Annotated in this window: 18 protein-coding genes; 6 read left to right on the top strand and 12 right to left on the bottom strand. The window is 47.0% G+C overall.

Going from position 1 to position 20,435, the window contains the following annotated elements; translation table 11 throughout:
* Positions 1 to 99: 99 nt before the first annotated feature.
* The 4 genes from WH96_RS19645 to glnT all read left to right on the top strand — a co-directional run bounded on the left by WH96_RS19645 (position 100) and on the right by glnT (position 4,423).
* On the top strand, positions 100 to 996 hold the full coding sequence (locus tag WH96_RS19645; protein WP_047765945.1) for a class II glutamine amidotransferase: 897 nt from the start codon (positions 100 to 102) through the stop codon (positions 994 to 996).
* Between the two features lies 1 nt (position 997).
* Positions 998 to 1,681, top strand: coding sequence for a GltB/FmdC/FwdC-like GXGXG domain-containing protein (locus tag WH96_RS19640; RefSeq protein ID WP_047765944.1), 684 nt, complete (start codon positions 998 to 1,000; stop codon positions 1,679 to 1,681).
* 10 nt (positions 1,682 to 1,691) lie between these two features.
* A complete protein-coding gene (locus tag WH96_RS19635; RefSeq protein WP_047765965.1) occupies positions 1,692 to 3,032 on the top strand; it encodes an FMN-binding glutamate synthase family protein in 1,341 nt (446 codons plus the stop codon).
* A gap of 74 nt (positions 3,033 to 3,106) precedes the next feature.
* A complete protein-coding gene (gene glnT, locus WH96_RS19630; protein ID WP_047765943.1) occupies positions 3,107 to 4,423 on the top strand; it encodes a type III glutamate--ammonia ligase in 1,317 nt (438 codons plus the stop codon).
* A gap of 107 nt (positions 4,424 to 4,530) precedes the next feature.
* Here glnT and WH96_RS19625 read toward each other — a convergent pair whose 3' ends face one another.
* The gene (locus WH96_RS19625) at positions 4,531 to 4,941 is read right to left on the bottom strand and encodes a group II truncated hemoglobin (protein WP_047765942.1); all 411 of its coding nucleotides are present in this window, start codon (positions 4,939 to 4,941) and stop codon (positions 4,531 to 4,533) included.
* Between the two features lie 188 nt (positions 4,942 to 5,129).
* Between WH96_RS19625 and WH96_RS19620 the strand changes: the two genes are divergently transcribed.
* Positions 5,130 to 5,969 carry a DMT family transporter gene (locus WH96_RS19620; RefSeq protein WP_047765941.1) on the top strand — a complete coding sequence of 280 codons (840 nt, stop codon included), beginning with the start codon at positions 5,130 to 5,132 and terminating at the stop codon, positions 5,967 to 5,969.
* Between the two features lie 111 nt (positions 5,970 to 6,080).
* Here the strand turns inward: WH96_RS19620 and WH96_RS19615 are convergent, their stop codons facing one another.
* From WH96_RS19615 to WH96_RS19580, 8 genes are all read right to left on the bottom strand, one after another.
* Entirely contained in the window at positions 6,081 to 7,757 is a 1,677-nt protein-coding gene (locus WH96_RS19615) for a formate--tetrahydrofolate ligase (RefSeq protein ID WP_047765940.1), read from the bottom strand.
* A gap of 601 nt (positions 7,758 to 8,358) precedes the next feature.
* Positions 8,359 to 9,840 (bottom strand): M81 family metallopeptidase, encoded by a 1,482-nt coding sequence (locus WH96_RS19610; protein WP_047765939.1) that lies wholly within the window; start codon positions 9,838 to 9,840, stop codon positions 8,359 to 8,361.
* An 11-nt stretch (positions 9,841 to 9,851) separates the two neighbouring features.
* A complete protein-coding gene (locus WH96_RS19605) occupies positions 9,852 to 10,805 on the bottom strand; it encodes an ABC transporter ATP-binding protein (RefSeq protein ID WP_047765938.1) in 954 nt (317 codons plus the stop codon).
* Positions 10,802 to 11,752, bottom strand: coding sequence for an ABC transporter ATP-binding protein (locus WH96_RS19600; RefSeq protein WP_053006159.1), 951 nt, complete (start codon positions 11,750 to 11,752; stop codon positions 10,802 to 10,804). The genes WH96_RS19605 and WH96_RS19600 overlap by 4 nt, the downstream gene beginning before the upstream one ends.
* A gap of 2 nt (positions 11,753 to 11,754) precedes the next feature.
* Positions 11,755 to 12,639: an ABC transporter permease gene (locus WH96_RS19595; RefSeq protein ID WP_082130605.1), complete on the bottom strand. Its 885-nt coding sequence runs from the start codon at positions 12,637 to 12,639 to the stop codon at positions 11,755 to 11,757.
* Positions 12,636 to 13,565, bottom strand: coding sequence for an ABC transporter permease (locus tag WH96_RS19590; protein ID WP_047765936.1), 930 nt, complete (start codon positions 13,563 to 13,565; stop codon positions 12,636 to 12,638). The genes WH96_RS19595 and WH96_RS19590 overlap by 4 nt, the downstream gene beginning before the upstream one ends.
* A gap of 74 nt (positions 13,566 to 13,639) precedes the next feature.
* The gene (locus WH96_RS19585) at positions 13,640 to 15,217 is read right to left on the bottom strand and encodes an ABC transporter substrate-binding protein (protein ID WP_047765935.1); all 1,578 of its coding nucleotides are present in this window, start codon (positions 15,215 to 15,217) and stop codon (positions 13,640 to 13,642) included.
* A 31-nt stretch (positions 15,218 to 15,248) separates the two neighbouring features.
* Positions 15,249 to 16,214, bottom strand: coding sequence for a MurR/RpiR family transcriptional regulator (locus tag WH96_RS19580; RefSeq protein WP_204248264.1), 966 nt, complete (start codon positions 16,212 to 16,214; stop codon positions 15,249 to 15,251).
* Positions 16,215 to 16,306: 92 nt separating this feature from the next.
* Here WH96_RS19580 and WH96_RS19575 point away from each other — a divergent pair, with 92 nt between their 5' ends.
* Positions 16,307 to 17,440 (top strand): NAD(P)/FAD-dependent oxidoreductase, encoded by a 1,134-nt coding sequence (locus tag WH96_RS19575; RefSeq protein ID WP_047765933.1) that lies wholly within the window; start codon positions 16,307 to 16,309, stop codon positions 17,438 to 17,440.
* Positions 17,441 to 17,818: 378 nt separating this feature from the next.
* Here the strand turns inward: WH96_RS19575 and WH96_RS19570 are convergent, their stop codons facing one another.
* The 3 genes from WH96_RS19570 to WH96_RS19560 are packed head-to-tail and all read right to left on the bottom strand — an operon-like array spanning position 17,819 to position 20,417.
* Positions 17,819 to 18,868 (bottom strand): 3-hydroxyacyl-CoA dehydrogenase, encoded by a 1,050-nt coding sequence (locus tag WH96_RS19570; protein WP_053006158.1) that lies wholly within the window; start codon positions 18,866 to 18,868, stop codon positions 17,819 to 17,821.
* Positions 18,865 to 20,055 (bottom strand): beta-ketothiolase BktB, encoded by a 1,191-nt coding sequence (gene bktB, locus WH96_RS19565; protein ID WP_204248263.1) that lies wholly within the window; start codon positions 20,053 to 20,055, stop codon positions 18,865 to 18,867. Before bktB ends, WH96_RS19570 begins: the two co-directional genes overlap by 4 nt.
* The gene (locus WH96_RS19560; protein ID WP_047765932.1) at positions 20,052 to 20,417 is read right to left on the bottom strand and encodes a rhodanese-like domain-containing protein; all 366 of its coding nucleotides are present in this window, start codon (positions 20,415 to 20,417) and stop codon (positions 20,052 to 20,054) included. Before WH96_RS19560 ends, bktB begins: the two co-directional genes overlap by 4 nt.
* Between the last annotated feature and the right edge of the window lie 18 nt (positions 20,418 to 20,435).

The raw sequence follows: 20,435 nt of genomic DNA, 5'->3' as shown, positions 1-20,435 counted from the left end.
CATATTTCCTAATAATAAAATATGTTTCTTCTCAGTTGAATTAATTTTAATTCAATGATAGCGTTTGCATCTAATCTCTCTAAAAAAGGATAAATACCAATGTGCGGTATCGTTGGCCTATTTATAAAAGATAAGTCACTAGAACCAGAATTAGGTGCGTTACTAACTGATATGCTGGTAACGATGACTGATCGCGGACCTGACAGCGCAGGTATTGCTGTATATGGCAATAACACCAATCAACTAGCAAAATTAACGGTACAATCCGATAACGCATCAGATGATTTTGCAACACTCGATACTGATCTCAGTGAAGCAATCGGTGTAACTGTCTCAACACGACAAAAAGATACACATGCTGTTATAGAAATTCCTGCAGCTAAAATAGCTGAAGCACGCCAAATATTAAGTGACATTCGACCTAATATTTGCGTCATGAGCGCTGGAGATTCTATTGAAATATACAAAGAAGTCGGGTTACCAAAAGATGTGGCCAACCGCTTTGAGATTTCAAATATGAGTGGCAGTCATGGTATTGGACATACTCGAATGGCAACCGAATCTGCGGTCACAACGATGGGGGCGCATCCATTCTCAACCGGCGCAGATCAATGCCTTGTCCATAATGGATCACTTTCTAATCATAACAGCCTTCGAAGAAAACTTATCCGCGAAGGAATTCATATTGAGACACTTAATGATACCGAAGTAGGTGCTGCATATCTTACATGGAAAATGCAACAAGGAAGCTCATTAGGAGAAGCCTTGGAAAGCAGCTTAGAAGATCTGGATGGCTTTTTTACATTTGTCGTTGGAACAAAAGACGGCTTTGGCGTCGTACGAGACCCAATAGCTTGCAAACCAGCCGTCATGGCTGAAACAGATCAATATGTCGCGTTCGGATCTGAATACAGAGCATTGGTAAACCTTCCCGGAATTAGTGACGCAAGAGTATGGGAACCAGAGCCAGCCACCGTTTATTTTTGGAATCACTGATATGCAAACATTTGACCTAGAATCTCATAGCTTAAGAGAATTAAATTCGATATTGCACGCGCAAAAAGATGATACCAATCAAACCTCTTGGGAAGTTATCAATGCCAGAGGTAGCCATGCTATTGCTGTTGGATTGGATGCTCCAATAGAAGTAACCATCAAAGGATCCACAGGCTATTACTGCGGCGGAATGAACAAGCAGGCTACAATTAATGTTCATGGTTCTGCTGGTCCAGGTGTTGCAGAAAACATGATGTCCGGCACTGTCGTTATTGAAGGCGATGCCAGTCAATATGCTGGTGCGACAGGCCATGGAGGGTTACTCGTAATCAAAGGAAATGCGTCATCTCGTTGTGGAATATCCATGAAAGGTATCGACATTGTCGTTCATGGAAATATTGGGCACATGTCAGCATTTATGGCTCAATCAGGTAATCTTGTCGTTTGTGGTGATGCAGGCGATGCGCTGGGTGACAGTCTTTACGAAGCGCGTCTTTTTGTTCGTGGATCCGTAAAAAGCCTGGGAGCTGATTGCATAGAAAAAGAAATGCGACCAGAACATCTTGAGATTTTAAATGATTTATTAATGCGGTCAGGTGCTGACGCAAAACCTGAAGAATTCAAAAGATACGGATCTGCACGGCAGTTATATAATTTTGATGTCGATAATGCAGCAGCCTATTGAGGATATGGTCATGAAAGATATAAACGATACACCCATCCCGCGTACAGACCCGATCCAATCTGCGACTTTTACAAATCCAATTAACGCAGAAATTCGTCGAGCTGCAGCTACTGGAATTTATGATATCCGTGGTGGCGGTGCCAAACGGCGTGTGCCACACTTTGACGACCTACTCTTTCTAGGGGCATCAATCTCACGGTACCCACTCGAAGGTTATCGTGAGAAATGTGAAACAAAAGTTACATTAGGAACTCGTTTTGCAAAAAAACCCATCGAACTAGAGACACCGGTTACAATCGCAGGAATGAGCTTTGGCGCTTTATCAGGACCAGCAAAAGAAGCACTTGGCCGAGGAGCTTCTGCGGCAGGAACCTCAACAACAACAGGTGACGGAGGAATGACCCCGGAAGAGCGAGGCCATTCAGATAAGCTCGTCTATCAATATTTGCCATCTCGTTATGGAATGAATCCTGATGATCTTCGAAAAGCCGATGCGATTGAAATTGTCATTGGGCAAGGCGCTAAACCAGGTGGCGGTGGTATGCTTCTTGGTCAAAAAATTAGCGACCGTGTCGCTGAAATGCGAAATTTACCCAAGGGTATAGACCAACGTTCAGCATGCCGACATCCGGACTGGACAGGTCCTGATGATTTAGAAATTAAGATCTTGGAGTTACGTGAGATCACGGGTTGGGAGAAACCTATTTATGTAAAAATCGGTGGTACACGCCCTTATTTTGATACAACTCTGGCAATTAAAGCTGGTGCAGATGTCGTTGTTTTAGACGGAATGCAAGGCGGGACAGCAGCTACCCAAGATGTGTTTATAGAACATGTTGGCTTGCCTACATTAGCTTGTATCCGTCCTGCAGTTCAGGCTTTGCAAGATCTTGGAATGCATAGAGAAGTTCAGCTAATCGTTTCTGGAGGCATTCGTTCTGGTGCTGATGTTGCAAAAGCAATGGCACTCGGTGCAGATGCAGTTGCAATTGGTACTGCTGCTTTGATTGCTCTTGGTGATAACGATCCAAAATGGGAGAGTGAATATCAAAAATTGGGCACAACTACTGGCGCTTATGACGATTGGCACGAAGGACAAGACCCGGCAGGAATCACCACACAAGATCCAGAACTAATGGCGCGATTTGACCCCGTAGAAGGTGGGCGTAAATTAAAAAATTATCTAAAAGTGTTAACATTAGAAGCGCAAACTATTGCCCGTGCCTGCGGTAAAAATCATCTGCATAACCTAGAACCGGAAGACCTTTGTGCTTTAACAATGGAAGCGGCTGCAATGGCACGCGTACCACTAGCCGGAACTGAATGGTATCCAGGAAAGGCAGGATTTTAAAAATCTTTTGGCGCAGCTTCATCGCAAGCTGCGCCTACTTACATTTATAACAACAGGGAAAGGGAAAACGGACCATGACGATAGATCTGGCTGCTTTCGCCAAAGAAAAAAATGTAAAATACTTTATGATTTCATTTACCGACCTTTTTGGCGGACAAAGAGCCAAATTGGTGCCAACACAAGCAATCTCAGACATGCAAAAGGATGGTGCCGGATTTGCTGGTTTTGCAACTTGGTTAGACCTGACTCCTGCTCACCCCGATATGTTAGCAGTTCCTGATCCCTCTTCAGTAATACAACTCCCTTGGAACCCTGAAGTTGCTTGGGTTGCCGGAAATTGCGTGATGGAAGAACAAGATGTTGCTCAGGCACCAAGGAATGTTCTCAGACGACTTATTGATGAGGCTGCAAAAGAAGGCATGCACATCAAAACGGGAATAGAAGCAGAATTTTTCCTATTAACACCAGAGGGAGATGAAATATCTGATCCTTTCGATACAGCAGCAAAACCTTGTTATGATCAACAAGCCGTTATGCGCAGATATGATGTTGTAAAAGAAATTTGTGATTATATGTTAGATATGGGATGGGGGCCCTATCAAAACGATCACGAAGATGCAAACGGCCAATTCGAAATGAATTGGGATTTTGATGATGCTCTCATTACGGCCGACAAGCATAGCTTCTTTAAATTCATGACAAGATCTGTGGCTGAAAAACATGGTTTCAGGGCAACATTTATGCCCAAACCAATAGAGGGTCTTACCGGAAATGGCTGTCATGCGCACGTGTCCGTTTGGGATGCACCTGGTGCAGATTCAAATACAAACGTTTTTGCGGATAGCAACAAAGAGCTTGGTTTATCGGATAAAGGTCGAGCTTTCCTTGGTGGCATAATGAAACATGCGAGTGCCTTGGCAGCTATTACAAACCCTACCGTTAACAGCTACAAACGAATAAACGCACCCCGAACTATTTCCGGCGCAACTTGGGCACCCAATACTGTTACTTGGACAGGAAATAATCGGACGCACATGGTCCGCGTTCCTGGTCCGGGTCGATTTGAACTTCGCCTTCCTGACGGAGCTGTAAATCCTTATTTATTACAAGCTATAATCATAGCTGCAGGCCTAGATGGTGTACGTACAAATGCTGATCCTGGAAAACGGTGGGATATTGACATGTACGCTGAAGGTCACAAAGTCACTGATGCACCTAAGCTACCCTTGAACATGCTTGATGCCCTTAGAGAATACGATAAAGATAAAGCATTGAAAGAAATGATGGGGATAGAGTTTTCAAATGCCTATCTGAAGTTAAAACATCAAGAATGGAACTCTTTTGTCTCTCATTTTTCCAAATGGGAGAAAGACAATACACTTGATGTATAAATACTAAAAAAGCCTCCATATTCATAATGCTTTACTATGAATATGGAGGCTTTTCTGAAATTAAAGACTGCACTGTTTATATAATCATTTGTATTTTTTTTAATTATTTAATTTTTATGGTGCCCCCAGCCCTCAAGATCGTTAACTAACAACAAACAAATGCGTCGAAAAATCTTGCGTAACTTGTCAATTTCAACGCCATCTAATTTATTTTTAACCAAGGCATAATCCATACACATAAGCCAGTCTTCAGCGTCTTGTTCAGATATGGGGATATGTGCATGCATTAACTTAATATCCATATGCCCATACTTTTCTTCATAATATCGCCGCCCTCCCAAAAACCCGGACAGAAAATTAAATTGTTCGGTACGAACATGATCCAAACCATGCCCACGCAAATGCAATTTACGTAAAGCCTTACCTTCAGGGATAGTTTCAATTAAATCATAGAAATCCTCTACCAATTTGCGTAATAATTTTTCCCCTCCAATATGATCAATCATTTTTTTCGTCATGTATTTAAGCCTTTAAGTATCTTATTAATAACACTCAACTTAATGACACCACTGTGTACGCTTAAAAACAAGAAAAATATTCACCATAAGAATATTTTTTAATTAAAAAGAATATGCTATCTTGATTAACTATATTTCATTGTCGATATCAAAGCTAAAAACACACCACGATTAAAAAGGTTAACTCTTTGTCCCTCATACTTGGTTTATTAGCTGCATTTTCTTGGGGCATACATGATGTATGCGTTCGCTATATTAGCCAAAAATCAGATATTTTCACCGCTTTTTTAACTGTTTTGATCGTTGGAACTTTTTTTACAGCTCCCATTGCATTGACTATGGGAGATTGGCAAGCCATGACAGATCTTGGATATTATTTCAGCATTGCATCTGGCCTATTTTATGCAATTGGAGGAATAAGCCTGTATCTAGCTTTTTCAATTGGCCCGGTACGAATCGCGGCACCAATAATAGGGGCATATCCAATAATATCAATTGGATGGGCATCTTTAACTGGCGAGACTGTTTCATTTCAAGAATGGGGGGCAGTATTAGTAATAGTCATTGGCATATCTATGGTAACAAAATTATCAGACAAGACAAATAAAGAGAGCGTTCAAAGACAGCAGATAATTTGGTCAATCTTATCCTGTTTCTCCTTTGCCGCAACCTTTGCTGCTGGACATACGGCCACCCGTTATGGTGGAGAGATTCCCGTAATCCTAATTGCTCGTTTTGCCTCTATTATTGGAATACTATTTTTAGTATTTATAATGCGGAAAAATTTGAACTTCCAGTTTAAGCAACTCCCTATTCTTTCTTCCATGGGAATTCTTGATGCTCTTGCTCTTGGGCTAGTTACAGCAGCAGGTACATTACCAAACCCTGAGTATGCAGCAGTGACTTCCTCTCTTTTTGGTATGTTGACTGTTATTTTGGCTTGGGCATTTCTAAAAGAAACAATGACACTTTCTCAATGGTCTAGCGTTATACTTGTTTTCGTAGGGGTTGGTATTTTAGGGTATTAATTTGGTACAAAAAAACAAAAACTTATCATATAATAAAATTTTCCATACGTAATCAAAGCGGGATTAGTCAAAACCAATCCCGCTTATTTTTTGAGAATTAATCACGTTAAATTAAAACAATCCTTCAATATTTCCCATATCATTCAACATTATTGCTTCGGCACTCGGTGCTCTTGGCAAGCCAGGCATTGTCATAATCTCTCCACAAATAACAACGATAAAACCAGCACCTGCAGATAACCTCACCTCTCTTACAGGAACACTATGTCCTGTTGGCGCACCTCTTAAATTAGGATCGGTAGAAAAACTGTATTGTGTTTTAGCCATGCAAATAGGTAAGCGGCCAAAACCAGCTTCTTCCCATTGATGTAACTGGTCGCGAATTTTCTTGTCTGCGATAACTTCATCCGCACGATAAATTCGCTTGGCTATTGCATCAATTTTTTCAAATAAAGGTAAATCATCTGAATACAGTGGACTGAATTGAGATACATCGCTATCAGCAATCTCAGCAACACGTCTCGCCAATTCCTCGACACCTGCTGATCCTAGCTCCCAATGACGACAAAGAATTGCTTCAGAGCCTTGTGTTGCGACGTAATCTTTCACGGCCTGAACTTCAGCACTAGTATCTGTCACAAAGTGATTAATAGCCACGACGACTGGAACATCAAAAGATTTAAGGTTTCCAATATGACGCCCAAGGTTTGCACATCCCTCTTTAACTGCATCAACATTTTCTGCCGCCAAATCAGCTTTTGTAACACCCCCGTTCATTTTCATAGCACGAACAGTCGCAACCAAAACAACGCAATCAGGGGAAATACCCGCTTTCCGGCACTTGATATTCATGAATTTCTCTGCACCAAGGTCAGCACCGAACCCTGCCTCGGTTACCACATAATCTGCAAGCTTAAGAGCCGTTGATGTAGCAATAACACTGTTACAACCATGTGCAATGTTGGCAAAGGGTCCTCCATGGACAAAAGCTGGATTGTTTTCTAAAGTCTGAACAAGATTTGGTTGCATTGCATCTTTAAGTAATACAGTCATGGCACCGTCTGCTTTTACATCCCGACAGTACACTGGTGTTCGATCTCTTCGATAAGCGACTATTATGTTTCCTAAACGTTCCTGCAAATCTTCAAGATTAGTGGCTAGGCATAGAATTGCCATGACTTCTGATGCAACTGTAATGTCAAACCCCGTCTGTCTAGGAAATCCATTTGCAACCCCACCAAGACTGGTCACAACATCTCTTAATACCCGATCATTCATATCCAGAACTCTGCGCCAAGTTACGCGGCGTTCGTCTATTTTAAACTCATTCCCCCAGTAAATATGATTATCAATCATTGCACTTAGAAGATTGTGGGCACTGGTAATTGCATGAAAATCCCCCGTAAAATGTAAATTCATGTCTTCCATAGGAACGACTTGCGCATACCCCCCCCCTGCCGCACCGCCTTTCATACCAAAGCATGGTCCAAGAGATGCTTCTCGGATACATATTGCAGCTTTTTTACCAATACGGTTCAAGCCATCGCCCAATCCAACTGTTGTTGTTGTTTTACCTTCTCCTGCTGGTGTTGGATTAATTGCCGTTACAAGAATAAGTTTACCATTGGTGTTGCTTTGAACAGAATTGATAAATTCTTGACTTACTTTCGCTTTATCGTGTCCATAGGGTAAAAGATGCTCACTTTTAATACCCAATTTTTCACCAATTTCTTGGATAGGGCGTTTTTGAGCTTCCCGAGCAATTTCGATATCACTTTTGTACGACATTCCTAATCCCCTATAAAACCTTTAATTAAAGCCAAGTTATTATCTTTCTGATTATAAAATAGGGCTTAACTATCAACAATCAATATTCATATTAGGAAATATTTATTACATACAGTCAATATTTATATCTATCTCACTTGTAAATTGAACATAAAATTCTGGAAAAAATTCTCCTCAGGAGGATACCAAATCACAAGCAGCAGAAATCATTTAAAAATTAATAAGGCCTGCAGAAAGTATTCCCAGAGGATCTGATATCAAAGGAGCTGAACTAAAAGATTTAGATTAGGCACTACATCTTTCACAAATTACTTGAAGACCTATTACTTACTCATGCTTCTTATACGCTTCCACACAACAAAAACCGCCTCAGACTTTTCAGTCTAAAGCGTTGATTTCGTAAGTTGCGGGGGGCACGCAACCACCGAGGTGTTACAGAGCATTCCTTTTGTTAACAGGTGAATTATGTCAAGGTTTCTGTAAAAATTAAGACCGCTATTCGTCGTATAAGCTTGCTTATACCTCTAAATTGATTGGTAATAAGGTGACCATTCCATCACCGGCAGAATATATAACTTTTAAGCAAACACATACGATAAGGTCAGTCTTCGCAATCCAGTGGATGTATAGGCCGAGGTACAACGTTGTACTTCATCGTGGCATAATTGGTTGTACATAACGCCCCGCTGTCGCATACGACAATCCGTCCAGCAATTGGCGTAAACGCAGCTCGGAAATGCTGCATGGATTTCAGGGCGACAACTCGAAGGTTCGATGGATTGATTCCAAAAGCTTCGAACTGTCGTAAATCAAGAAGCTGTTGTGCGACGCTGACAATCAGTATGTCTATACCCTCAACATGTAAAACAGCTGTGGCACCAAAATTTCGCTGCTGACCGCCCAGAATGGGGCCGCTACCTGTAAACAGGCCTTCCCCGCGCCATTTCAAGGTGCCCGTTACATCTATTGGACCACCGCCAAATTCTTTGGCTGTCTTGCCACCCAAAGGTAAACTCAAGATCGACCCAATAGCCTGATCTTGAAGCATTTCGGCCGCTTGCGCATCGATCATGGGGCCAAAGCATGCGTCAGTAACCCGTGCATCCAGCATTGCACCAAGCAGAGCCGTAGAATCACCATATGCACCCGATCCTGGATTGTCGGCATAATCAGCAATGACCAAGGGTCCGCTACCTGTCTTCCAACTACTGGCAAGATCAGCTGCCTCGGTCACATTTAAATAGCTATTAAGTTTCTCGTCACGTCGCTGCCAGATATCGTCGGCAATTTCTTCACCGATATCTTGCGCCCCTTGCAATCCGACCTCTGAGGTGACCAGTACAGTTGGTCCAATCTCTGCCACATCGGCACAGGGAAATGCACCATTTATACTGACCGCATAGACGCCTTTACGCGCCTCAAATGCACGTGCCATTGCCTGGCGTTCTATCATCGGACCAACATCAGTTCGCCCGCCATTTGCCTCTTCTAGCATGGGGCGGTGTGCGCGCAACGTCTGCGGACGAATATCGCCGCTAATTGTCCGATGCAGCAATTCTGCCGTCCGACACCCCGTCACACGAATATCTACATGCGGATAGGTGGTGAAGGATACAAGTATCTGTGCTAGCTCGCACATCGCTGTGCTAACATTTGCATGTGGGTCCAGTGTTACGGCGATGGGTACATCAGGGCCGATGATCGCGCGCAGGCGGCGCAATATTTCTCCCTCACCGTCGTCATGCGACACAGTTACCATCGCGCCGTGCAGCATTAGCAAGATACCATCCCACTTACCAGTCTCAGCTGCGGCCATAAGTGGTTCGCATAGATGGTCAAAAGCCTTGTCGGTTACACGCCCGCCAGGGCCCGCGGCGGCGCTGATCACATGAGTTACATCCCAGTCATGAAAGCGGGCCGTGTCCAGCACCCCTGCCAATTCGGTATTGGCTTGACTTTTGGCGGCTAAGGCTGCCGGACCGTCCAGTAAATACCTGTCCTTGAAATCCTGAATATCAGTCGGGCGGATATTAAACGTGTTCGTCTCGTGCGAAATCTCGGCGGTAAGGATTTGGGCGGCCAATAAAACCTCCTTTAAAGTGGGTGATGACAGGCAACCGGATGGGTCGTCCCAGACGTTAAAATCGGCGTTTCGGTCCGGCAAATAGCAGTTGTATAAGGGCAGCGATCAGCAAAGGCACAGCCCGGCGGCAGATTGAAAGGACTGGGGACCTCACCTTCCAGCGGGGCGATGACGCGACGCTGTTTCGGGTCAGGAGTAAAAGTGCTGTCCATCAGCGTTTTGGTGTAGGGGTGACGCGCGGGCAAGTCGGTGTCGGGCAGTGCCTCAACCACACGACCCAGGTACATTACAAGAATCTCATCACAAAAATAACGTACCAGGCTCAGATCATGGCTGATGAATAGATAGGTTAGCCCCAGATCGTCACGCAGTTGTTCAAGCAGACTGATGATCTGAGCCTGTACCGAGACATCGAGCGAGGCAGTGGGTTCATCCAAGACCAGAAGCGAGGGACGCAGAGCAAGAGCGCGCGCAATACCCACACGCTGTTTTTGTCCCCCCGATATTTGATGTGGAAAGCTGCTAGCAAGGCCTGCATTAAGACCAACCATGGTCAGTAAGGATGCAACTTCCTTATCCACACTACCTTCCGGGCTGCGGCCTTGAACCACGAACGGTTCCATCACTGCACGTGCGACAGTATAGCGTGGGTCAATCGCAGAATAGGGATCCTGAAACACCATTTGCATGTCGGCGCGTAGTTTACGCATCTGAGACGACGTTTTCGCACGAAGATCTTCACCCTCGAATCGCAGTTCGCCCGCGCTGGGCTCGATCAACCGAAGGATCAACCGTGCCAAAGTTGACTTACCACATCCGGACTCTCCAACAACGCCAATCACCCGTCCTTTCGCCAAGTCAAAGGACACATCGTTAACCGCATGCATGGCGCGTGCCTTGCGAAATGGGCCGCCGGGAGTAACGAATTTTTTGGATAGATTGCGAACTTCCAAAAGGTTGGTCATCTGTCATCTCCGGCAAAATGGCAGGCGGCGGCATTGTTACCATACGTGATAAACGCCGGCCGTTCGCTGGTGCAGATATTTTTTGCACGATCGCAACGGGGATGGAACGCGCAGCCCTTCGGATAGTTCGACACCGTTGGCACCGTACCAGAAATACCAGAGAGATGTTCATCTGTGCTCAGGCCTTTTGGAATACAATTGATCAACGCCTGTGTGTAAGGGTGCTGCGGGGCGTCAAATATCGCCTCGACTGGCCCGTATTCTATGGCACGGCCCGCATACATCACCACGACCTTGTCACAGGTTTGTGCGACGACACTCATGTCATGGGTGATCAATACCAGTGCCAGATCACGTTCTTTGACCAAATCGTCGAGTAGACGGATGATCTGCGCTTGTACCGTTACATCCAGTGCGGTCGTTGGTTCGTCCGCCACCAAAACATCCGGATCGGCGGCCAACGCCATGGCGATGACTATGCGCTGCTTCATACCACCAGACATCTGGTGTGGATAGCGGTCACAGATCAGTGCGGGTTCGGGAATGCGCAACGTGCCAAGAATTTCAACTGTCCTGGTCCGCGCCTCCGATGCATTCATACTCAAATGCAATACCGCCACCGCATCAACCTGCGGCCCGATCTTTTGCAGAGGATCAAGCGAGGTCATCGGATTTTGCGTGATGAGACCCAGTCGCCTGCCGCGTAGCTTACGATACGCAGATTCTGCCAACGTAGTCAGTTCTTGTCCATCAAATACAATGGATCCCCCAGTAATCCGTCCGCCAGAGAGCGGTAGTAAGCCCATCACACTCATCGCGGTCAGGGACTTTCCGGACCCGCTTTCGCCGACAATGCCTAACTTTTCGCCTTTGGCGAGCGAGAAGCTAACACCCGAGAGAGGCGCGACTGGGCCAAAAGCAACTTCAAGATCGCGAACTTCCAGCATGCTCATGCTCCCCTGATCCGGTCCCGGATGTTTAGCGCGCGGATTAGCTCATCGCCAAACAGGTTGACCGCGACCACCGTCACAGCAACCACAACACCGGGAAAAATAATTACCCAGGGTGATAGAAAAAGTTGTGCCGTTCCACTAGACATCATCGCACCCCAACTGGGGGTGGGTGGTTGTGCACCAAGTCCGAAAAAGCCAAGTGTTGCCTCCAGCACGATACCGTCGCCGATGGCCAGCATGCCCACCACGATCACTGGTGCGATGGCATTTGGAAGCAAGTGATATTGAAGAATATGACGTGGCTTGGCACCGAGATTGATAGTGGCCTCGATGAAAGTTTCACGCTTCAGCCTCACGATCTGTGCCCGGGTCAGTCGAGTGAACTGCGCCAAATAGGCGATGGCAATAGCAAAAGTCGTAGAAGTTAAGCCAGGACCAATGGTGGCCACAAAAATTAGCGCAATCAAGATATCAGGGAAGGACCAGGTCAGGTCCACCACCGTCATGACAGCGCGTTCAAAGAAGCCGCCGAAATACCCCGCCGCAGCACCAAGCGTCATACCGACGCTGATGGATATGGCTATAGCCGTGGCGCTCACCGACAGCGATGTGCGCGCACCATAAATCACCCGGCTCAAGACATCACGACCAAATTGATCAGTGCCCAACAGATGCGGCCAGCCTGGAGCTGCGTTGGAGTTCATCAGGTTCTGAGCCGCATAATCGAACGGTGTAATCCAGGGCGCAAAGATCGCGGTTAACACAAGCAGAACCAAAAATCCGCCCGCAATCTTACCAAGCCAAGAACCAAAAGCGCTCCCGATTGCGGAGTTGCCGAAACCAGTCATCGCGCGAGCGACAGTGCCTATGTTGGAAGTCATGTCTTCTCCTCCCGAATACGGGGATCCATCGCGGCCTGTGCCACATCACCAATTAAGGTGCCAAGCATCACGGCAAGGGCCAGCATCAACAAACAACCTTGAACAACGGGGTAGTCACGTTGTCCTAGCGCACGGATCAACAGCAACCCTAGACCGGGGCGGCCAAAGACAAACTCAACTGTTACCGCTCCACCCAAGATCCAACCAATACGCAAGGCCAGAATAGTCACGACAGGCAACATAGCGTGTGGCATCAGGTGGCGAACCAAGATGGTGCGCATTGACAGACCTTTAGCATGTAAGAGCGTCACAAAATCCTCACGTCTAACATCCAGCAATGCCACCCGAGTGACCCGTGCCACAAGCGCCACGCCACCAAAGCCAATGGTCAGTACTGGAAGCACAAGGCTGTCCCACCCCTTGGCACCAGAAACCGGAAACCACTGCAATTGCACAGCAAAGAAAAGAATCATCAGCAATGCCAGCCAAAACCCCGGGACGGTGGAGCCCAACAAGATAAAGCCGCGCATGAATTGTTTAACTATGGCCGACCGGGTGGTGGCAGAAATAGTGCCCAGAATTATACCCACGATGGAGGAAAAGGCGAATGCCAGTCCCCCCAGTGTCAAGCTGTAAGGCAGGTTTTGTGAAATCAGGTCGGCGACGGGCCGACGCAGGACAATAGCTTCCCCGAAATCACCCTGAAACATCGCGCTGATCCAACGATAATATTGGACAAAAAGGGGTTGATCCAAGCCGTATTTAGTGATCAAAGCCAAGCGATCATCTGGGGACGAGCCCACGCGAATCAGATTATCAATAGGGTCACCAGGCAACAGGTGCACGATCAAAAAGATCACCACCGAGATAGAAATCGATACTGGGATCAGCATCAGCGACCGATAGAAGATATATCGCAAAAGCATTGGAGTGACCCCTTTCAGGGGGCAAATGGCACCCACCCCCAGGAGCGGGGATGGGTAGGATCAATGTTTATCGTCTATTCGGTTACTTTGATGTCCACGATAGTCTGTGACCTGAACCGAGTACCGCGCACTATTTTGGGAACACTCACCCGGTCTGAGTTGTAGGCGATGTTTTTGGTCGGCTGGTAGATCGGCACAAAGAGGTGCTGTGACAGAACGTATTCGTGGTATGCCTTGAAATTAGCAATCCGCTCATCGGAGTTCTTGCTGTCTTCCATTGCCACATCATTCAGACGTTGACCTTCGACATCGTTCCACATGGATACATTGGGATATCCCAATCGTTTGCCGGAAAAGAACCAATCCAGAATATCTGAATTATTCCAATCATACCCACGCACTGCAAGCTGATGGCGGTTGTTCTTGTACTCGTCACGGATGGTCGAACTGTCGAATACAGTGATCTCCGCCTCCATCCCGATTTCGGCCAATTGCGCTTGAACCACCTGGGTGAGCGAAGTAAACTCGGTTCCGTTCTGAGTAAACAGTTTCACTGTTAGCGGCACGCCATCTTTCATACGCACTTTGCCCTCGCCCATCATCCAGCCTGCCTCGTCCAGCAAGGTTTTGGCTTTGTCCGGGCCGTAGTTGACATTAAGCGCAGGATCGACTTGCGCTTCGGGTAAGGATCCGATCAGGAAGTTATGTGCAGGAGCGCCCACACCGTTGTAGATGGATGCAACGATTGCCTCTTGGTTGACAGCCAACCCTGTCGCCTCGCGCACTTTGATATTGTCAAAGGGCGGTGCTGTTACGTTGATCGGCATATAGTGAATACCAGTGCCGGGCATCTGAATGACCGATACATTGCTTTCTGCCTTGAGAATTTGCAGAAAATCCGTCGGCACACCCAGTAACAAGTCGACACCACCCGTTTTCAATTCCAAAAATGCTGTGGACTGGTCTGGAATTTCGCGGAACGTAACCCGCTCAAGATGCGCAGTCCCCTGATTTTCGGACAGGTCCGACGCCCAGGCGTAATCGTCATTACGCACAAGAACTGTCTCTAACCCGATTGAGAAGCTTTCCAACTTAAACGGGCCGGTACCAACCGCCCCGGTAACGCCAAAGTCTTCACCCAAACTATCATAAGAAGCCGATCCCGGTATGCCCATAAAGGATGATGCCAGATTGTAGAGTAAATTCGGCTCGGGACGGGACATGACAAATTTGACGGTCAGATCATCAATCACTTCGACTGACGCAATGGCGGCTACCAGATAGGCGTTTTCAGTATCGGCAAAATCGGGGATCCAGTCCGCGACTGATTGCGCGTTAAACGCGGTACCGTCGTGAAAGGTCACGCCGTCTTTGAGTTGGAATGTCCATGACATACCATCGGCGCTTTCCACCCACGAGGTGGCCAGATGAGGGTGATAGGATTGGTCGGCATCTTGCTCAACCAACCGATCATAAATTAGTCCCGTCGCAGAATTGAGGTTACTTGAGGTCACCGGATTGTAAGAAGTGGCCCCCAATTCGTCCGATGAAAAGGCAATAGAAACATCTTGTGCCATCGCGGCGCAGGACAGGAACCCGGCTGCAATGAGCGCCGTTCCTGACAGAAATTTAGTCTTGGTCACATAACGCATTGGGTTCGTCCTTTTTGTGATGAAAAATATCTTAGTTTTTGTCTTTACTCTCCGTGGTTTTGACTTTGCTCGGTTTTGCTTCTGCGCTCCCTACATGACCAGTGAAACGACCATAAAGGTCTGCGATCTTGTTCATACGCCCCTCCACTTCCGGGCCCAATTCCATGAACACACCATTGACCAGCAGATTGGCCAGGCTCGCCATTTGTGCGGTGGATTCCCAAAAAAGATTAAATTGTGTGGGCACCACAAAAATCTCATCCGCGACCTCATGCCCCCAATCGCAAAACGGATCTGTGATCAGCGTGACGGGAATGCCCGCGGCTTTTGCTTCGGTTGCCAATTCACGGGCCAACCGCGAATAGCGTCGCGCCTCAAATATCACAAGGGCCGCATCCTTGTCGTTTCGCGCCAAAACCTGAGAAAAATTACCGCCAGCAAGGTCCAGTAATTCAACCCCGTCGCGGAGGTATTGCAGCTGATTTACAAAAATCTGTGCCATACCGCGTTCAGTCTGAAACCCGACAGCAAAAACTGAACGTGCCGTGGCCAATCGTTTTACCACCGCCGCCCATGAAGGCGAATGCGCTATTTCGTAGACTGCAACAAGTGCAGCCATTTCAAGTTCAAGCCCGCGCATCAACTGGTCTTCGCCAGCACGATTACGGACTTGTAAGTCACGTAATCTGTCGCCGATCAACCAGGGTTGATCACCCATGTCGCTTCGCAGGTGTGCCTTGAGATCCTTAAAACTGGCATACCCAATGGAACGACAAAATCGCCCCACCGTAGGCTCGCTCACAGATACTTTTGTAGCAAGGCTGGCGGCGGTTTCAAATGGTAGAGTGGCCAGTTCGGCCAGCATATAACTGGCCAATGCGCGCTCAGCCTTAAAGGTAGATGCGCTGACCTCTGTAAGGCGCTGTCGCAGCGGTTTTGACATGACCCCTCCCAAGGTTCTTTTACAAACAATGTAATATAACTTACATAGAGTCAATTATATTATTAAAACTTGCATTCGTAGTTTTTTAAGTGCCTTGTGATCAAACTCGTCGCATTCAGCATATGGAAAGATAAAGGTTGCGCCCCATGATCTATGATTTCATCGTAATTGGCGCAGGAATAGCCGGTGTTTCTGCCGCCTATGAACTTGCAGACCAAAGCACTGTCCTATTAACTGAGGCAGAGGCGCAACCGGGCTATCACAGCACTGGCAGATCAGCGGCCTTGTTTACGCGCAACTACGGAACGCCACTGGTACGTACTATTAACGCCCTGAGCGAGCCTTTCTTTCATTGCCCGCCCGAAGGCTTCACAGATCATCCATTACTACATCCCCGAGGGGCATTGGCTGTTGCGGCACCAGGTAATGAAGCGCTACTAGATCCTGTACTGGCTGCCTCCACAGACAACAACCCGGTTATAGAAATGCCGGTAGAAACGGCGTTGAAGTTGGTGCCGTTCCTGCGGCCTGAGTGCGTGGTTCGTGCTGTCTATGAAGCAGGTGTCACCGATATTGATGTGTCATCAATGTTACAGGCTTATCTAAAGGGATTTAAATCTCGTGGGGGTATCACCAACCTCCGCGCGCCGGTAACTGCGCTTTCTTACAGCAAAGGCACATGGACAGTCTGCGCTGGCAAAACAACGTTTATGGGTAAAACCATCATCAATGCTGCAGGAGCGTGGGCTGAACAGATCGGCCAGATGGCGAAATCGACACCCATAGGACTGATCGCCAAACGCCGTACTGCGATCATTGTTGATGCCATCATTGCTAATGTCCTGCCCGGGATTGACGTGACACAGTTGCCATGTGTGGATTTTGCAGGTAGCGACGCCTACATCAAACCCGAGGCGGGCAAACTAATGGCGTCTCCAGGGGATGCAACCCCCACTGCCCCACAAGACGCACAACCTGATGAAATGGACGTCGCCGTTCTTGCTGATTGGATCCAGCGCGAAACGCTGATTAAGGTTGGACGAATTGAACACAGCTGGGCTGGATTACGTTCTTTTGTATCCGACGAAAGCCCTGTAATCGGTTATGATCAAACCGTCGACAATTTCGTCTGGCATGCAGGCCAAGGTGGATATGGTATCATGATGGCCCCAAGCCTTGCACGGGCTGTCGCAGGCCTCTGTCATAACGGAAGCTTACCAGACGACTTTGCTTCCTCAGGCGTGGGAATTTCGGATCTTGGTCCCTCACGTCTAAGTTAGCTCTAAGTTTGAATCGCTTAAAGTATCAAATTTATAAATCCATGCTTTTCATTGATAATATTATAATCTTGGTTACGTGTTGATTTGAACCTACACAATTAAGTAATTGATTTCACTAGGTAGTGAAATACACCTAGAACCGCAAAACCCCGTAACCGATTAAGGTTACGGAGTTTTGTGTATAAGTATTGGTTGCGAGGGCACGCAACACCTTTAGCAGACTTTTTGAGATGTAACATATCAAGATTTACAAATAAACTCCAACAAACAAAAGATTTCGAAGGAATAAGCCATACTCAATTCACATTAAATGCAGTTACTTATAATTTTCAGCTCATTATTACGCAGAAGGCCTTTTCTTACTAACTTATTCTATCGCTATTGCTTTGGTATTCGAATCAAACGGACGACCTCTTCATTTGATAACTCGTCCATCATTTTGACAGGCCCTTTATTAAAACCAAATGCACTACGTGCGCCAAGATCAATGTCCTCAGGTTTTGCGATATTTTCGTTAAGTTCTTCCTGAACAGCAAAGAATACTGCACCTCTCAATCGATCAGCCACTACTTTGTGCGATTGTGGGTTAAGCGCGGCCGGGTTCTTCTCAATCTCCCAATTTTCGTCGGCATCGCCAGTGACACTCAAACTGTTAGCAGGAGTGTAAAAAGGTCCCAGATGGGCAAGATTACGAACGGCTGCCAGATTAATGCGGGGCTTGACGATATTCATAACAAAGAAGGGACCTACTGGAACGCCAAAAGCGTCTTTTGCAACTGCGTCAATCTGAGCGGGAGTACCCAGCCCGTCATCCAAACAGCGTGCGGCTTCATTCGTATAGGGGCAAAAAAACCGATTTAGCGCGAAGCCACTTTGATCATTGCACTTAATTGGTGTTTTTCGGCACTGTTCCAAAAAGGAAAGTGCAGCATCTATTGTACTATCTAGCGAAGTATCGCTTAACACCACTTCGACGATTGGATTCAACTCGGCAGGACTAAAATAGTGCAATCCGCAAAGCCGATCCGGATAGGTCAGTGTACGTCCAATATCAGAAACCTTCAGGCCACTAGTATTAGTCGCCAAATGACAGGCCTCGGAAACGATCAATTCCAGTTGGGAGAAAACAGATTTCTTGACCTCAAGATCTTCGAATACTGCTTCGATCACCAAATCTGCATCAGCGGCCGAGGCAAAATCGGTTGAGACATGCAAACGAGATCCAGCTATAGACGCGATCTCCATAGACATTCTGCCTTTTTCAACTTGGCGTTCAAGATATTTCGCAACCCGTTGTTTCACTCTGGACAATGCCTCTTCACTAGTATCAATCAACGTCACCTCTATACCATTACAGATCGCCGAAATTGCGATGCCGCCCCCCATAGTACCAGCTCCGATAATTGCAACTTGTGTAAAGCTCGTCATGCGATAGCCTCCGGATTTTCTATAACCATAGCGATCCCTTGACCACCACCTATACACATAGTCGCTAAACCAAATCGACCTCCGCTACGACGAAGTTCGTAAACCAATTTGATCAGGATAATTGCGCCCGAAGCCCCGACGGGATGGCCAAGAGCTATAGCACCACCATTGGGGTTAGTAATATCCGATGAAAAGTCCAGTTCGTTCGATACCGCACAGGCTTGTGCCGCAAATGCCTCATTTGATTCGATACAGGACATGTCAGATATATCTAATCCTGCGCGATTCAACGCAAGTTTCACGGCAGGAACGGGCCCCATTCCCATTACCTCTGGCGCAACACCACTAACAGCAGAAGCACGGATCAAAGCTAACTTAGGCATATTCCTAGCCGACGCCTCGTCCTCGCCAGCCAGAACAAGTGCAGCAGCACCATCGTTGATACCCGACGCATTGCCTGCAGTTACTGACCCATCTTTTTTAAACGCCGGGCGCAGTTTTTCCAAATCACTTGCCGTCACATCTGTTCGCACATGTTCATCCTTGTCAAACATCACCTCTTTACGGCCCCGTTTGGTGGCAATCGGTAAAATTTGATCCTTAAAATGGCCCGCATCAATCGCGACGGAGGCCCGGCGATGACTTTCGAGAGCCAGCGCGTCCTGTTGATCTCTATCAATGCTGCTAGCAACCGCAACATTTTCGGCCGTCACCCCCATATGACCATTACCAAACGGATCGGTCAGCGCACCAATCATCATATCTATGGCGGTAATATCACCCATCTTTGCACCAAACCGAGCGGCATTCATCATATGACCGACACGGCTCATATTTTCAGCACCTCCAGCAAGCACAATATCAGCATTTCCCAGCATGATTTGTTCCGCGCCACTAACTACCGCCTGTAAACCACTGCCACAAAGTCGGTTCAACGTCAGCGCGGGGGCCGTTTCCGATACCCCTGCCCCCATTGCTGCAACGCGCGACAAATACATGTCTCGCGGTTCATTGTGGATCACATTACCAAAGACCGACTGGTCGATTCCAGAGGCATCAATCCCTGCACGCTTGATTGCCTCGGCTGCAACCATGGTTGCCAGTTCGCAAGGAGGTGTTACAGCGAGTGCTCCACCAAATGTTCCTATCGCGGTGCGAACACCAGATGCGATGACTACAGTTTTCATAATAGTTTGTCCTGTTCTGAGCGAGCAACAGGCCCGCCCGCTTTTATCCAAGCATTCATGCCGTCTGTGAGGTTCATGACCGGACACAAACCCATGTCCATCGCAATCTTTGCAGCAAACGCAGAATACCCCCCTGAAGCGCAGTAAAAAATATAAGTTTTATCCTGATTAAACGCAGGCTTGTGTAGCGGACTTTCAGGGTCAAGATGGAACTCCATCATGCCGCGAGAAGACGCCACAGCTCCAGGAATCAGGCCCGTTTTTGCCTGTTCATTGCTATCTCGTAAATCGACAAAAACATAAGCAGCAGCGTCAGCAAGAGATAGCCCTTCCTCAATACTCACAGCGGGTACAGTGACCATGGCTTCCTCAACAATCTC

It is taken from the genome of Kiloniella spongiae, assembly GCF_001026905.1.
Classification (GTDB): domain Bacteria; phylum Pseudomonadota; class Alphaproteobacteria; order Kiloniellales; family Kiloniellaceae; genus Kiloniella; species Kiloniella spongiae.
The sequence above is the reverse complement of the archived record's forward strand: the minus strand, read 5'-3'. Positions and strand labels throughout refer to the sequence as shown.